Origin of the sequence: Moorena sp. SIO4A1, from assembly GCF_010672065.1 — a bacterium.
Taxonomy (GTDB): Bacteria; Cyanobacteriota; Cyanobacteriia; order Cyanobacteriales; family Coleofasciculaceae; genus Moorena.
Window position 1 is genome coordinate 1 of the sequence record NZ_JAAHHX010000104.1, and the last position, 16,639, is coordinate 16,639.

The 16,639-nt window shown below is 44.9% G+C and carries 11 protein-coding genes; 4 read left to right on the forward strand and 7 right to left on the reverse strand.

Annotated elements, in window-relative coordinates; all coding sequences use genetic code 11:
* From F6K53_RS33140 to accA, 4 genes are all read right to left on the reverse strand, one after another.
* Positions 1-461, reverse strand: a 461-nt coding sequence (locus tag F6K53_RS33140; protein WP_293083646.1) for a GTP cyclohydrolase I, incomplete at its 3' end; no start/stop codon positions are given.
* A 113-nt stretch (positions 462-574) separates the two neighbouring features.
* On the reverse strand, positions 575-1,300 hold the full coding sequence (locus F6K53_RS33145) for an SDR family oxidoreductase (RefSeq protein ID WP_293024912.1): 726 nt from the start codon (positions 1,298-1,300) through the stop codon (positions 575-577).
* Positions 1,300-1,575: a hypothetical protein gene (locus F6K53_RS33150; protein WP_293024910.1), complete on the reverse strand. Its 276-nt coding sequence runs from the start codon at positions 1,573-1,575 to the stop codon at positions 1,300-1,302. Before F6K53_RS33150 ends, F6K53_RS33145 begins: the two co-directional genes overlap by 1 nt.
* 364 nt (positions 1,576-1,939) lie before the next feature.
* Positions 1,940-2,914 carry an acetyl-CoA carboxylase carboxyl transferase subunit alpha gene (gene accA / locus F6K53_RS33155; RefSeq protein WP_293024908.1) on the reverse strand — a complete coding sequence of 325 codons (975 nt, stop codon included), beginning with the start codon at positions 2,912-2,914 and terminating at the stop codon, positions 1,940-1,942.
* A gap of 569 nt (positions 2,915-3,483) precedes the next feature.
* Here accA and F6K53_RS46115 point away from each other — a divergent pair.
* The 4 genes from F6K53_RS46115 (at position 3,484) to F6K53_RS33165 (ending at position 6,270) form a co-directional block, all read left to right on the forward strand.
* Positions 3,484-3,795, forward strand: coding sequence for a hypothetical protein (locus F6K53_RS46115; RefSeq protein WP_365940129.1), 312 nt, complete (start codon positions 3,484-3,486; stop codon positions 3,793-3,795).
* An 11-nt stretch (positions 3,796-3,806) separates the two neighbouring features.
* On the forward strand, positions 3,807-4,415 hold the full coding sequence (locus tag F6K53_RS46120; protein WP_365940132.1) for a response regulator: 609 nt from the start codon (positions 3,807-3,809) through the stop codon (positions 4,413-4,415).
* Entirely contained in the window at positions 4,412-5,122 is a 711-nt protein-coding gene (locus F6K53_RS46125) for an ATP-binding protein (protein ID WP_366511382.1), read from the forward strand. Before F6K53_RS46120 ends, F6K53_RS46125 begins: the two co-directional genes overlap by 4 nt.
* Before the next feature lie 674 nt (positions 5,123-5,796).
* Positions 5,797-6,270 (forward strand): VOC family protein, encoded by a 474-nt coding sequence (locus F6K53_RS33165; RefSeq protein WP_293024906.1) that lies wholly within the window; start codon positions 5,797-5,799, stop codon positions 6,268-6,270.
* Positions 6,271-6,557: 287 nt separating this feature from the next.
* Here F6K53_RS33165 and F6K53_RS33170 read toward each other — a convergent pair whose 3' ends face one another.
* The 3 genes from F6K53_RS33170 to F6K53_RS33180 all read right to left on the reverse strand — a co-directional run.
* Positions 6,558-7,481: a DUF6208 family protein gene (locus F6K53_RS33170; RefSeq protein WP_293083651.1), complete on the reverse strand. Its 924-nt coding sequence runs from the start codon at positions 7,479-7,481 to the stop codon at positions 6,558-6,560.
* Between the two features lie 174 nt (positions 7,482-7,655).
* The gene (locus tag F6K53_RS33175; RefSeq protein ID WP_293083652.1) at positions 7,656-14,582 is read right to left on the reverse strand and encodes a type I polyketide synthase; all 6,927 of its coding nucleotides are present in this window, start codon (positions 14,580-14,582) and stop codon (positions 7,656-7,658) included.
* Positions 14,583-14,593: 11 nt separating this feature from the next.
* On the reverse strand, positions 14,594-16,639 hold a 2,046-nt coding region (locus F6K53_RS33180; protein WP_293083655.1), incomplete at its 5' end, for an AMP-binding protein.

Consider the following 16,639-nt stretch of genomic DNA (forward strand, 5'->3'; position numbering starts at 1 on the left):
GCTATTTTACTGAGTCCTACCACTTTTTGGTTAGGGATATAGGCGACGTGAGCCTTACCCATAAATGGCAACATGTGGTGTTCACAGAGGCTAAAGAAATTGATATCCCGCACGAGTACCATTTCATTGTGACCTTCGTCAAAAATTGCCCCGTTGACTATTGTCTCTAAAGACTGATTGTAACCACTAGTCAAGAATCGCATTGCCTCGGCTACCCGCTTAGGGGTTTTGAGCAGTCCCTCTCGTTGCGGGTCTTCACCAACACCCAATAGGATAGTGGTGACAGCGTTGATCATCTCCTGGTTCAGTTCTTCCAAAGGAGGTTGTAAATTGGGCTGGTGACCATTCTGGGTATTGCGCTCAGGACGGGTCTCTAGCTGATGTTTCTCATTACCATTGATACTTTTAGCAGTTGAAACAGATTCAACACGGTTGAAACCATTGGAAGAAGCAATAGTCATGATTAATCTGATTAGATTGTAAACAAAAATGAACTTGATATTGCCAGACCATAGGGACAGGTTGAATTGACACAGCAATAACCTTAAAGTGTGCTATTATTTTTACCTATACCCTAAAGAATTCCGGCACTGGGCATCAGAGTCAAGGACTCGATGACAGCCTGTTGTGGGAGCTCGACGGTGTGCAAAATTGACTGGGCAACAATTTCTGGGGTCAACATCCCTGACCGATTTAATTGCACCTGAACTGTATCTGCATCCCATAAAGGGGTATTGACTGCACCTGGACAAATGCTTACTACCCGGATACCATGGCGGCTTTCCTCCGCTGCTAGAGTCTTGGAGAGGGCAATCATACCTGCCTTACTAACGCTGTAAGCCCCCCATTTAGGCAAGGCTTGCTTAGCAGCAATTGATGCCACGTTAACGATCGTGCCTCGGTGTTGGGCACGCATAGCAGGCAGAACCCCCTGGATGCACTGAAACACACTGGTCAGATTCAGGTCAATTAAGCGCTGCCAATCTGATAGCGGTGTCTCACTGAGATATCTAGCGTCAGCTATTCCCGCATTATTGACGAGAATAGTGATAGGAGCAAAATCTGCTGTGATTTCTTCTATCCAAGATCTAACCTGCTCCAGATCAGCTAAATCATATGGATAAGCCTTAGCTTGCACCCCAGCTGCCCTAGCAGCAGCAGCAACCATCTCTAAGTTGTTCCGGGAACGGCTGACTAAGGCTACACTGATTCCTGCCTTAGCAAAGGCTAAAGCTGTTTCCTTGCCAATACCACTGCTCGCTCCAGTAATTATGGCGCGTCGCTCAACAGTCGATGTCATCAAATTTTACAAGATTTTGTTACAAATGCTTCTCTACGGTCTGGATAAAACTCAGGATTGCTCGGAAGCAAATGCCCACATAACGCAGTTATTTGGTTTAAATCTGCTAGCTTTAAATCTGCTAAGCCAGCTACAAGGTCACCAGAGGTGGAGGCAGTCGAATTAACCTTAGGTTCAGTGAGTTGGTTAGGCACCGAGATTTTAGACACTCCCTTAGGGCAGTTAATCTCCAAAGGCACAGCTAGGTTTTCGGTGTATCCGAAATTGTTTAGCAAACTGACTAACTACCTTAGAATATTGTGAACATTTGTTAATTGTATCATCATTCGCAGACTATTCAGCTACCAAGTCGGCTGTCAATAATAAACTTTGAGGATAGAAAAATCGGGATAGGGTAATTGGTAATTGGGCTACCAAGGTAAACATCGGAGAAAATGGCGAGCATGATTAGCTCAATCCCCCAGAGGATGACCCCCTTGCTATATATAAAGTTTTATCCCTGAGGTTGGTAGCCCTAATTGGTAACGAATCTAACTATACTTCAAATCACGACCCTTGAAATCAGTTTTTAGTTGAGCAACGCCGCCGCGAAGGTGGGAGATATACCTCTAACCGGTTTACCTATTCACCCCTTCAAGACTAACTTTCTACAAAAATCCCCATATTTCGGAACTTCTGATAGCGCAAATCCCGGCGCTGTTGAGCGGTTAATTGAGTTAGTTCTGCCAGGTTTTCCAATAGAGCCTCTTTGAGGATAGAGGCGGCTGCCAAGGGATCCCCATGAGCTCCCCCTATGGGTTCCGATAAAACTTTGTCAATAATCCCTAATTCTTTGAGGTCCCAAGCGGTAATCTTTAACGCTGCTGCGGCTTGCTGTCCTTGGCTAGCATCTTTCCAAAGGATGGCGGCACAAGCTTCTGGGCTAGCTACGGTGTAGACAGCGTTTTCAAACATCAAAACCCGATCACCAACACCAATTCCCAAAGCACCACCAGAACCTCCTTCACCAATGACTGTACACATAATGGGCACATCCAGGCGAAACATTTCTCGGAGGTTATAAGCGATCGCTTCTCCTTGTCCTAGTTCTTCCGCCTTCACACCAGCCCAAGCACCAGGGGTATCAATAAAGGTCAAAATTGGCATATCAAAGCGATTAGCGTGTTCCATCAGCCGCATCGCTTTACGGTAGCCCCCAGGCGCAGCCATGCCGAAGTTGCGAGCTACATTATCTTTAGTATCCCGACCTTTTTGATGTCCTAATATTACCACAGCACGACCCACCAAAGAGCCAATCCCCCCCACTAAGGCTGGGTCATCATAACCACCGCGATCGCCATGCAACTCAAACCACTCATCAGTGATTGCCTGAATATAATCGAGGGTACTTGGACGCCTAGGGTGACGGGCTAGCTGTAGCCGTTGCCCTGGTGATAAACTATTGAAAATTTCCTGACGCAGTTGGATTGCTCTTGTCTCCAGTTGGCGGATTTGGTCAGAAACATCGACATTGTTTTCTTCTGCAAGTTCCCGAATTTGCTTAATTCGTTTTTCCAGTTCAACCAGTGGCTTTTCAAAGTCGAGACTAAAGGTTCTGTTTTTGGCTGGTGACATAGTTACTGGTCATTAGTCAATGGTCAGTGGGTTTCTGGGTCAGATTACAGGGCATAACTCCAGATTAGCAAACCCATCAAAAGGTGCGACCCTAGGCCGCGAGGGATTGCTCGCGGCCTAGGAGGCGCGCACCTAAAGAGATTGGAATCCCACGCTTCTCTTATATCATCTGGTAGCATTAAAATTTTTGACAACTTACATTTGCCTCAATCATTTGCCTCAATTGACCCTCTGCCCATCTTCCCATCATTAGGATAAACCGCAACGATATTATTACTAGGCATTATTACTAGGCGTAGAGCTGATCTCGCGCAGGCTTGGCTCAATCCCCAAATCTAGACATAGTGTAATTGCTATTGACCTGAAACTTTGCCAGATTGGTGAATTACTGGGGAAAATAGAGATCTGAACCAGAGGATGGGGAAGATTGGGAAGTAATACCATTGAATATCCAGATCATAAGTAACTTAGGGGGAATAAATACCCCGGCTCGTTTTTCCGCCCTGGTCTCTCGTTTCTCTTCCCTAGTCGCCCATAGGCGGGGTTTGCAAACTCGCGCTTGATTTTTGATGAGGAAAATTCGTGACACAGCTATCTATGTTGATGAACTGGATGACTATATTCCTTATTACCAATCAACTCAAAGATTTAGCGCGAGGGTTTTAGGAAGAGGAGATTGTGGCTTTAGTGGAAAACTATCTGCACTGGGAACAAGAGCAATGAGTGTCACCACGAGGAATATCCCTAATCTTGACTTAACCAACTTCACTATTTTGGTGATTGATGATAATCCCACCAATTTAGGAGTAGCTGTTGATTATTTGGAAGATGCTGGTTTGACGATTTTGGTAGCCCGCAATGGTGAGAGTGGCTTGAAATAATTTTGCTGGATGTGTTGATGCCAGGGATGGATGGCTTTGAAACCTGCCGCCGTTTGAAAGCAGATGACGAAACCAAAGATATTCCTGTAATTTTTATGACGGCTTTATCCGGTATAGAGGATAAGGTGAAAGGATTTGAGCTTGGGGGAGTCGATTATCTGACTAAACCGATTCAGTCACAGGAGGTGTTAGCAAGAGTCAAGGTACATTTACAACTGCGTTCTTTGACCAAAACCCTTGAAGACCAAACCAAGACATTGGAAGAGCAGAATCGACGTCTGAAAAACGAAATCAAACAGCGCATGGAAGTGGAAGCAGAACTGAACGAAACCCTGCAACAGCTGCAAGCTACTCAAGACGAGTTGATCCAATCTGAAAAAATGGCTGCTCTCGGACAATTAGTAGCTGGAGTTGCTCATGAAATTAACACTCCTTTAGGTGCTATTAACTCCTCAGTTAGGAATCTTGCTAACTTTTTAGCTCACCACCTCAAGCAGTTACCTTCCTTTTTTCAAGCACTTTCCAAGGAACGCCAATCGGATTTCTTTACCTTACTAGAACGCTCCAGCCAACAAACGACTCCTTTATCTACTCGGAACGTCAAATCAGAAAAGCCTTGACCGGCCAGATGACATCCCACTCGATTCAGAAAGCAGCAAAACTCGCCAATATTTTAGTAGGAATTGGGGTTTGGGACGACCTACACCCTTTGTTGCCTCTACTGAAAGACCCAGAGGGAGAAAAAATTTTACAAACTGCCTATCAATTTGCTAATCTCCAAACCAGTACCCGTAACATTGTTACCGCTGCTGAACGAGCTGCTAAAGTGGTGTTTGCCCTGAAAAATTATGCCCATGATGATTCTAGTGGTAACAAGATAGAGGCAAATATTATTGAAGGGATTGATACTATTTTAACTCTCTATTATAACCAACTCAAATACGGTGTAGAAGTAATCATAAATTATGAGGATTCCTTGCCTGCTATTCTTTGCTATCCCGACCAACTTAATCAAGTTTGGACGAACTTGATTCACAATAGCATTCAAGCTATGGATAGTAAGGGAACCTTAACCATTGATGTCAGACAGCAGGATGATCAGATAAAAGTCAGTTTCAATGATAGTGCTAAAGGAATTCCCCCGGAAATTATACCAAAAATATTTCAGCCTTTTTTTACGACTAAACCCCCTGGAGAAGGTAGTGGTTTGGGCCTAGATATTGTCAAAAAGATTGTGGATAAACATCAGGGTCAGATTGAGGTGGAGTCGGTGCCTGGAAAGACGACATTTACAGTAGTGTTACCAATCGAGATAGTTTCAGAGTAATATCCTAAATCCTATAGCCCTGCGCTTTATAGCAAGGGAAGTATAGTTTATGACATAGTATTTTCGTTTAAAGGGAACAGCGGATCTGGGAACAGCGGATCTGGGAACAGAAATATGTCTTAACCTTTACTTCGACTGCTATAACTATTAAACAACTGCTAAAATAACATATCCTCCTGATTTGTCAATGATTTTAACGAACATTACTGAATCTTTTAATTCCTAGAGAGACTAATTGGTTGGAGCCCAAGATAGTAACTGGAAGTTTAACTAAAACTTAAATAATTATTAATGTAAAGTACCCTTTGTTTACTAAGTTTCGCAAAAATTGTCAAGTCCTTGTCTTGATGCGTCGCTTATTTAAAAATACTGAATCCTTTACTCCGTATAGGATTTAGAACTATGACCATAAAAAATATTGAAGATTTGTTACTTATTTGGTTAAGGTTATGTCTTCTTTCTATAAGTCTGTGTATACTAATAATTGTTGGTTGGCTGAAGTTAACAAACCTGAAGCTAACGGACATTTAAATTTACTGCTTTTTAGATGAGCTTTAGAGGTCTAGTGATAACAAGGCTTAGCCTCTGAATATTTCTCTATGAAATCTAAATTTAAATGTCCTAGGAGTAGACCACACCAAAAAAGGTTAGATAAGGATAACCTAAAAATGAAGATGATGCAAAAATTATTGCAAAAGCTAAAAACAGCAACAGTCATAGTACTGATCAGTGTTTTTGTTCTGTTAAGTTCTGGATGGACAAGCACCGCAGTTGCTCAACCCCCTATGGATGAGCTCGTAACGGGCTACGTATCTAAAGTAAATGTCGCCGATCTCGGCCGAGCCATCTTCTTTTACCATGAGCTTTTGGGCATGGAATGGGATCATTCCCAGGATACATACCGTTGGACGCAGTTCTTTTACCCCAAGGTGCCTGGCACCAAAATTGGCGTCTACGAAAGCAAACCTACAGGAACGGGAGAAGCAGCACTAACACTAGTTGTAAACAATATAGAGGAAGCTAGCGATTTCCTGATGTCTCGAAGGATTGAGGTTTCACCGATTCAAGATGTTGGTGGAGGAGTTCTATTAGCATTCTTTAAGGATTTTGATGGCAACAGCTTAACTCTTCGCCAGAACGGGTGGTAATTGGTCTTGACTGGTAGTTGGTATTAACTTTTCAGTCTTGACTTTTCACAGCAGAACGAAACAAGAGGAGTGGTGATCATAAATCCTATTTAATCCTCTTTGATTCACTAATCCCCCTTTAGCCAAAACTACCCTTAGGTAGCGGTGATACAAACCGTGTCTAAATCAACAAAGTAGCTACCTCAAGGACTAAATTATACTAGATTCTAAAGGGGGTTTTTAACCAGCATTTGGAATTATTGGAATTATTGGGATTACAAGACTAAGTACTACTTCAAGCTATTACTTCAAACAACGGCTATCTTAACCCAACTATTTTCAAATAAAGCGTTTCGCTCAAATTTCGGATGAATCCGAACAATATAAATAGATTTCTGATCACTAGCAGATGTTTTATGTTCCGCTTCAGTAATTTTGTACCAATCTAGAGCAAAGCATTCACGGCTGTACAAGCTGTAGTAAATATCATGGCTTGTTAACAGGGATGGTGCTAGTTTGAATTTAATCGATTCTCCTTTTTTCAAGGCACCATAGTAAAATTTTGTTTCTGGATTCGGTACAGGTAAGAATACTTTTTTTACAAATGCTTGGGGTAACCATTGCTTAAAGCGCAACAGGTTGAAGACATAATAATTCAACCAGACATGAAGCCAATTTTTTCGTTTAATTAGGTCACGGTAAAAGCTGTTAATATCAGTAGGGGCGTTAATTTGCTTGGCATCTACTACTTTAACACCATCTGCTTTAACAGTAGGTTGCTCTACTGTTTCTGACCAGTGATAATACCGCAAACCTAATAAGTATTTACCTGGTTTCAAGCTCACGGATTCCCATTGGTTTTCTCCGGATACGGTGAGGGAGCTGATATTAGTGATAGTTTCAAAATCTGGTAGACTGTAAACTACTAATGTCCAGGATTGGGCTGATTGTTTAGCTGCACTGGCATCAAAGCTAATTACCTCTTTGACCTGAATCGGTCCAACTAGAGAAATAATAGCGTGAAGATTCCAACGAGCTCGACTCATTGCCCAAATTAATTTGATGGGCTTTTTTAAAAACTCGGCTGAGACGAGTTGCCACTCAAGATTTTTGGTGTTTTTTTTGGAGGTAAAGTATCCCCCGATAGTTTGCATCACAAATCTTAGGATGCGGGAAAAAATGAAGGAGAGTATGGATAAGGGGATTTCCCATAAAAGCTCTATATTAGTCATTTTTTAGTATAGCGGAGGCAGCAGGGAGTAGGGAGCAGGCAAGAGGCAATAGGCAATAGGCAAGAGGGCAAAAATAATGTGTACCTCATAGCTATGATAAAAGCTATATTTAGTAATTGGTATTGTTAATTTTACCTGTTACCTTTTGCCTTTTACTTGTTACCTTGTCACTTTTTAATTTTTCAGGTTTAATCGGTTGTTGGCGATAATTGCAACTATAGCATCTGGTGCATCAACATGGAGGTTATGTCCTCCTGATAGTGTTACTGTTTTAGCATGAGGTATTGCAGCTTGTTGCAAAGCTATGTCTTCGGCTCGGTTAAAGTTACTATTATTGCCATAAACTAAGGTAGTGGGAGCTTTAATTTGACTCAGTAGCTGTGTGTACTTATCTCGATTAAACGCTGTTCCACTTAAACCAATTCCCGTACGAACTTGCAGTCTTGGATCCCAGCGCCAGCATACACCACCCTCACCAGGTTCGGTAAGTCGTTCAGCATGTTTTAATGCCAATTCTTCAGAGAGGTTGGGGGTTAAGCGGCGCAGACGATTAGCAGCAGCTTGGATATCCGTAAAGACTTGGTGTTGAGGTGGGGATGCAAGATAATCTAGGTGGGTTGCTATCTGTTGAGCTGTTTGATCATCCTTCTGTTCTCCTGGTAGCACTGGCTCCAGCAATACTAAAGACTTGACCTTTTCCGGTCTGACACTGGCAAAGGTGGCAGCAACTACAGCCCCCATGGAATGACCCACTAGAATAAATGGCTGGTCTGTCAGAGCTTTTGCGATCGCCTTTGGCGCGGCAGAGCCGATCGGCTCTGCCGTGCCAAAGGCGATCGCATCTAAATCCCCCAAGTAATCGATTAATTGATAAGACCCTCCCATCCCCACATGCTGGGAACGTCCATGGCCTCGCTGGTCGGGTGCAACGACTCGATATCCCATCCTTGCCAAGGGACCAGCAATTTCTTCCCAAGCCGCTCCATGTTCTAAAACACCATGGATACATAGGATTAAATCCCCATCCACCGGACCCCAACTACACAGACAAAGCTGTAAACCCCGCACGTCTAGATAAGACTCTTGCATCGCTTCAAGTTGTTCGGGTAGCGTGGCCGAAAGGCCAAGGTTAGAAGGTTGAAGGTTAGGAGGTTGAAGGTTAGGAGGTTGAAGGTTAGGAGGTTGAAGGTTAGGAGGTTGAAGGTTAGGAGGTTGAAGGTTAGGAGGTTGAAGGTTAGGAGGTTGAAGGTTAGAAGGTTGAAGGTTAGAAGGTTGAAGGTTAGAAGGTTGTTCGGCCTTAGTGTTTGAGTTGGGTAGGTTAGATCCTTGGGCTGAAGGTTCAACCTGTAACGGCAATTGGTAATCCAAGCGTGTTGCCACCTCTTCCGCAAATTTCCCCAAAGGCCGGGGCAACTGGATTTGCCGCCAAACTTCTCCTAAAGCCGAATCAATTTGGTTATGGTTGCGGAAATTGGGGTCATCCACCGGTAGGGATTGGGGATGAACTCCATCCGTCATCCGCTGGCCTTGATAGGGTTCTAAAACCGCCTCATCAAAAGGAATACCGAGAAACTCACACAACCTTGCCATGACCAAAGCAGGTTGCTTTACTAGTTCCTCGTAATACACTAAATGATGATTAGATGGTGCAATTTCCTCGCAGAAGTCTAGGATATTACGGTTACAGGTTGTCCAAACTTCCTCTGCTAGCCAATAAGGGTCTACCTCATCAATACCAAAGATTTTATCCATCCGATTTTTCACGAAGGAATCAATTACCGCATAGGGATGACGTACTAGATGAATATACTTGGCTTGTTCAAATAAATCTTCCGCGTGCCTTAGGGTTTCAAGACTGCCAGCATAGGTAGGAGATTTATCCACAAGAGTACGTTTACCCGTTAGTTCCTGTAACCTGCCATAAACCTTCTGAATTGACCAGTCTTGCTGGGTTATCTCCTCTACCAGTGTTGTACTTGCTTGGGCATCTAGGTTCATGATTTCCATGAAAGCTCGCGCTAACCCTTCTCCTAAGTGAGTTGAACCTAGGGATTGATTGCGTTCAGCCATGGTATCAAAGGGCAATAGGTGTAATTCTGGTGGACAGAATAAATCCCGATGACCAGCTAGCATCACCCGCAGTAAGGTCGAGCCTGACCGAGGGCTAGATAGCACAAACACCATGCTCCGATTGCGCTGGCTGGGTTTGGTAAAATTGCGATCGCTATTGTTCCATGCCCAAGGATTAGCCCAATTCTTAATATCTGAGAGACTAGTAGTGGTCAATGAAGTTTGGGTTGGCTGGGGCTGATGAAGCCGTTCCATCTCCAAAGCCAAGTACTCAGCTAGAGCTGTAATCGTTGGTCGCTCATAAAACTCCCTAGGATAAAGGGTTATCTTCAGGTCTTTCTTACAGGCATTGAGTACTTCTACAATCATTAAGGAATCAGCACCCAAATCCATCAGGTTGCTCGACCCTGAGATTTCCCGACTTATCCCTAAAGCCTTAGCAATCTGTTGCTTAAGGTAATCTTTTAATAACGCTTCCCGTTGGGTTGTTGTAGTGGCGAGCAGTTGATCAAAAATCCCAGAATTGTCGTTTTCCCCATCCCCCTGAGGCGGTAGTGTTTCTGTTGTGATTACCTCTGATAGGAATAACGGTAACTCTACCGGTAGTCGTTCCTTTAACCTTGACCACTCCACCGGTAATACCCCCACCTGAGCCCCATCTTGTGCCATAAGTTGTTCGAGTATCTGTAATCCCTGTGGTGCTTGAATCGGCTCGATTCCCAGCATTGCCATCCGTTTACCGACGCCAGCGGCTAAACCCATCTCAGCCCAAGGCCCCCAATTAATACTTAAAGCCCTTGCACCTTGCCCTTGTCGATAATGGCTGAGGCTATCTAAAAATCCGTTAGCTGCGGAATAGTTTCCTTGACCAGGGGTACCTAGGATAGAGGTAGCGGAAGAAAATAGTACAAATAAGTCTATGGCCATCTCCTGAGTCAACCTGTGTAAATTCCAGGCTCCCTCAACTTTCGGTTTCATCACCTTGGCAAATTTTGCCCAATCTTGGTGCAGCAGCACCCCATCCTCTAGGACGCCTGCACCATGGATAATTCCTTTGAGGGGGGGTAGGGAAACCTGAATTCTGTTGAGACAGTCCCTAACTTGTGCTTCCTGGGATACATCCACCTGCTCAAGGACTACCATCACACCTTGTTCTTCTAATTTCCCAATTATTTCTGACGCCCTAGGATTTGGTTGGCTTCGTCCTACTAATACTAAATACCGTGCCCCCTTATCGACCATCCATTCAGCTACCTTTAACCCCAGTGACCCCAAACCACCGGTAATTAAGTAGGTGCTATCTGGTTTTAGCTGCAATGGTAAAGTGGGGGGTTGGGACTGTTGCTGTTGATGAATCAGCCGAGGCACATAGGTTTGTCCATCCCTCAAAGCAATTTGGTTTTCTCCCTCTGGCCGTAATATCTGCTTGAGCAGCATTAATGATTGCTCTTGGTAGTGCTGCTCATTCCCCTCCCTTGGTTCTAGGTCTATTATTCCTCCCCAAAGTTCTGGATGTTCTTGGGCAATAACTGCCCCTAAACCCCATAGGGGAGATTGGGCAATCTGTAGGGATTTTTTCGTCTTACCTTTTTTCTCTAATGCTACGGGTTGTGTGCCCTCGGTAACTAACCACAGACGGGGAGGTTGAGCTAATTCTGCTTTAACTAACGCTTGCAGCAGATGCAATACACTACCACAACCGTTTTCTAAGGTGGCGTCTAGGGGAAATGTTTGGAACTGATCCAGTGCGGGAGTATCTAAACTCCACATATGAACCACAATCACAGATGTTGCTGTTAGGGATGCGACTTGTTGAGCTAACAGACGCTGAAACTGTTGCGGTTGCGCTGGGTTAATTTGGTAATGGTTTGCTTGTAATTGTTGATAGCTTGAGCCAGGGGAAATTAGCAAAATCCGGTCGGGTTTTGCTTCCAGCTGTTGAACTAATGTTTCTCCAAAGCCCCCTTTATCAGTAAAAATCAACCAAGTTGTACTAGATGTAGATATATCAGTAGATACATCAGTAGATATATCAGATACATCTATATCCTTAGGTCGCCATGCTATCTCATACAACCAATCCCCATAGGATGGAGTAGAGAGTTGGCCATAGGAAATCGGGGATAATGGTTTTACTGAAGTGGTATCTAGCCAATACCGTTGCCGTTCAAAGGGATAAGTGGGTAGGGAAACTAGGCGACGGGGGTTATATTGATGGAATTTTTTCCAGTCTACTGATGCGCCATGTTTATATAGGCTTGCCAAACTTTCCAGCATTTGCTGACTATCTGGTTTTCCTGGACGCAAACTTGGTATAGCCGTCAGCTTTCCTTTCGGTAAGCACGCTTTGCCCATTCCCAATAGGCTAGGCTTCGGTCCTACTTCCACACACAGATGATAACCCTGTTGATAAAGGGTTTCCATGCTCTGGTAAAATTTAACGGACCCACGGACATGGTCACACCAATACTCGGTCGTAGCGATCGCGGCAGTGGCTAATTTTCCAGTTAAATTCGAAATTATCTCTATTTGGGGAGGATGTAAGGATATTTCCGATAATACCTGGGCAAAATCTGCCACCATTGGTTGCATGAGGGCAGAATGGAAGGCATGAGAGACTGGCAACTTTAGTGATTTGACCTTTTGAGAGCGTAGTCGGGCTATCACGGTTTGAACCGCCTGACTTTCCCCAGAAATCACAATATTTTCCGGACCGTTAATGGCAGCGATTGAGACTTTGTCGGATAGGGCTTGAATTGCCTCAGTTACCTGCTGCTCATTGGTCAACACCACCGCCATCTCACCACCTTCTGGCAACTGTTGCATCAAACGCGCTCTTTGGGCAATCAGCTTTAGCCCATCTTCTAAACTAAAGACTCCTGCTAAAGTTGCAGCCACATATTCCCCAACACTATGACCAATAACCACGGTTGGTTCGATTCCCCAAGACCGCCATAACTGAGCCAGGGAGTATTCTAGAGCAAATAATGCTGGTTGGGTGTAGGCCGTTTGATTTAATGTTGAGTTGTCACTGTTGTCGCTAAAGATTTCCGGATACAGGACATCCAGTAACGGCTGTTCTAAATAGGTTTGCAGAATTTCGGCGCATTGGTCGAGAGTAGCCCGAAATATTGGTTGGGTTTCGTAGAGTTGCCGTCCCATACCACTATACTGAGAGCCTTGACCGGTGAAGAGGAAAACGATTTCGGGGGGAGTAGGGCTATTTTGTGCTATTTTGTCCGAAATGGTTTCGCTTTCTGTCAACTTGGTCAGTTGTTGCTGCAACTGGTCAGTGGATTTAACTAGGAGGGCGAGACGATAGTTAAAATGCGATCGCCCTTTATTGCTGGTCAAACAAATATCTGCCAGTGTGCTTGATGGCTCAGATGCTATCAAGTCTATGTATCGCTTTCCTAGGGTTTGCAGGGCGGTTGCGGTTTTGGCAGATAAGGTAAATAGATGATAGTTTTGGTCTTTATCCTTTTGGTCTTTATCATTACTTGTAGCTTTTGTCAAGTCTGGCGCTCCTTGTAGCACCACATGAGCATTGGTTCCTCCAAAACCGAAAGAACTGACACCAGCAAATGGGGGAATCACATCCCATGGCCAAGGCTCCCACTGCTGCTGTACTCGTAGGGGCAGTTGATCAAAGGGAATGTGGGGATTTGGCTGCTGGAAATGGAGGCTGGGTAAAAGTTCTTGGTGCTTGAGGGATAGGGCGACTTTGATCAAACTAGCAATACCAGCAGCTGCCTCTAGATGACCGATATTAGATTTGACCGAGCCAATCGCAACAGGCTTCGTAGGGTGCGTTAATAACGCACCGGATAACGCACCGGATAACGCACCGTAGTTATCAGAGTTATTATCAGAGTTGTGGTCAGAGCGATGTTCCTTTGGAACCGCTTCGCGATGTTCCTTTGGAACCGCTTTGCGAGAGCGTTTTAGGACATTTCCCAAGGCCATCGCTTCAATCGGGTCTCCCAGTAGGGTTCCGGTGCCATGGGTTTCTACATACTGCACATCTGACGGTGAAATGCCCGCATTCTGGTAGGCCGAGACTAGAACAGCTTCCTGAGCATCTCTACTCGGAGCAGTTAGCCCATTAGTGCGTCCATCTTGGTTAACGGCACTGCCTCGAATCACAGCATAAATTGGGTCTTTATCGATCAGGGCTTTGGATAGGGGCTTTACTACTATCACCCCAGCACCCTCACCCCTGACAAAGCCATTGGCACGGGAATCAAATGCCTTACAGCGACCATCAGGAGATAAAGCGGTTAACTTACTCAACCCAACCGTCACCACTGGGGTTAGCATCAAATTCACTCCCCCTGCTATGGCTACGGTTGACTCACCATTCCAGATACTCTGACAAGCCAAATGAACAGCGACTAGGGATGAGGAGCAAGCCGTATCAACCGTTAGACTTGGCCCTTTGAAATTCAGTAGGTAGGAAATGCGATTAGCTGCCATAGTGGAAGCTACACCAGTATTGGTATAGGTATCCACCACCTCTGGACTTTGGAGAAGCAGCTGACCATAATCATTAGTGGAAATGCCAACAAAGACCCCCGTTTGGCTTCCACTGATTTGGCTAGACACTTGGCCTGCATCCTCTAGTGCTTCCCAAATTACTTCCAACAGTAGTCGCTGCTGGGGGTCGATATAGGTAGCTTCCCGAGGAGCAATGCCAAAGAATTCTGGATCAAATTGATCAACATGCGCCAGGAAACCACCATAACGGCAATACATTTTGCCTGGTGCTGTGGGGTCCTTGTCGTAAAATCTCTCGATATCCCAACGCTCTGGTGGCACTTCAGTAATAGCATCGACACCATTTTTGAGCAGTTGCCAGAATGATTTTGGGGAAGAGGCACCTGGAAAGCGGCAGCCAATCCCGATAATAGCAATAGGTTCTTTTAAGCCTTTCCTCTTTTGCAGCTGCAATTCAAGAAGGGCGCGTTTTTCGGGGGAGAGATTGGCAATCCGCTTAGCAATATCATCCACTGGCAACATAGATCGAAACATAGATCTAGGAATTATTTGATGGGTTTTCCCAGAATTTCTTGGATTTGTGCTTCTGAAAGCATTTCCAACTCAGCTAAGAGTTGGTCTACCTCTTGATCACCACTGGAGGCAATCGATTTAACCGTTACGGGTGAACGATAAAAGGGAATCGAGGTGAACCGATCCAGATTCTGGAACTGTGCCTCCCATAATTGTTGCATCTCACTACCTGCACTCGAAACTCTCGGTTCGATTTTTCTTGGGCTGTCCCCCTGGTTTGAGTTGCTTTGTTGACTTACTTTCGCCAGATATTGGGCAAGGGACTCGATATTGGGATAATCATAAGCCAGTGTAGGAGACAGAGGCACCCCTAACCATTCTTCGAGATCATCAGCTAGTTCAACTGCTGTTACTGAATCTAGACCATAATCAGCAAAAGACTTGCTGATGTTAATAGACTGGGGAGGAAGTTTTGTTTCTCGCGCTAGCCAATCTATTATCCACTTTTGAATTGATTTGGAGCTTTGCTGAAGGCCGATAGTATTAGTGGTGAGTTCTTTTTCTGGTTTAGTTGGGGCAATGGTTGGCTGTTGTGCCAAACTCCATTGCCCTACAACTGTCAAGCTATTGTTTAGAAATCCAGCTCGACAAGCATGGCGCTGTACTTTGCCGCTGGATGTCTTGGGAATACTATTGGTCTTGAGCAATAACACAGCATAGACTTGAAGCTGGTACTCTTGGGAGATGGCACTGCGGATGGCTTCAATCACTTGATCTACATCTAGTTTCCGCAGGTAATTCCTGGAAACTTCTTGGACAATCACCAATTGCTCAGCCTCTTCCACTTCCACGGAAAAAGCTGCGCCATAGGCAGGGCGAAGAGCTGGATGACTCTTTTCCACCGTCAATTCTATGTCTTGGGGATAATGGTTGCGACCCCGGATAATAATTAAATCCTTCAGACGACCGGTTACAAACAACTCACCATCCTGGATAAATCCTAAGTCACCAGTACGCAGCCATGGACCTGAACCAGTATCAGCTAGATAGGCATGAAAGGTTTTTTCCGTCACCTCTGGTTGATTCCAATAGCCTTGAGCAACACTTGGACCTTTTACCCAAATCTCTCCGACAGCACCGGCTTCGACTTGGGTGAGGGATTGGGGGTTTGCGATCGCAATTTTTTCATTTAACCAAGTCCGGCCACACCCAACCAGGATTCGAGTCGGCACATTACCATTAGACTGACCATTAGACTGACCATTAGACTGACCATTAGACTGATTGAGACGATTTTCTGGCAGGGGAACCACTCGATTTTGTTCAAGAGCTTCCCCTTCAAATTCCCTTACCACTGGAGGTTGGTCTTTCAAGCCTCCAGTGACTAATAATGTGGTTTCTGCCATGCCATAACAGGGGTAAAATGCTTCCCGATGGAAACCACAAGGGGCAAATTTTTGAGCAAATCGCTCTAATGTTGAGGCTCGAACCGGCTCAGCACCGGTAAAGGCCATTTGCCAGCTGCTCAGGTCAAGGGTTTCTAATTGCTTAGCCGTAATTTTTTGCACACACAGCTCATAGGCAAAATTCGGAGCACCACTGGTAGTCACCTGGTATTGGGAAATTGCCTTTAGCCAGCGGTAAGGCTTGCGGAGGAAATCTACTGGAGCCATCAGGATCATTGGAAGACCAACATAAAGGGGTTGTAGAATTCCACCAATCAGTCCCATATCATGGTAAGCAGGTAACCACGACAATCCCCTGCTTTGGGGTGTATCTTGGAAACACTGATTAATCAAAACTGAGTTATATAGCAAATTCCCATGGCTAACCATCACTCCTTTGGGTTTACCCGTTGAGCCAGAGGTGTACTGTATAAAAGCCAGGGTATTGCTTGTTTGGCGCGCGGTCGGTTGCGTCTTGGCGCGCGGGTCACGCGCAACGCGACGCTTAGAGTCCGGGTGCTGCCAATCTGATTCGTGGTGCGTAGGCAGATTGTCAGTTGCCAGCCACTTCAGTTGATTGTTGGCGGGATTTTCAGCTAGCTGAGTCTCTATTTTCTCTAATAGAGGGGTAGT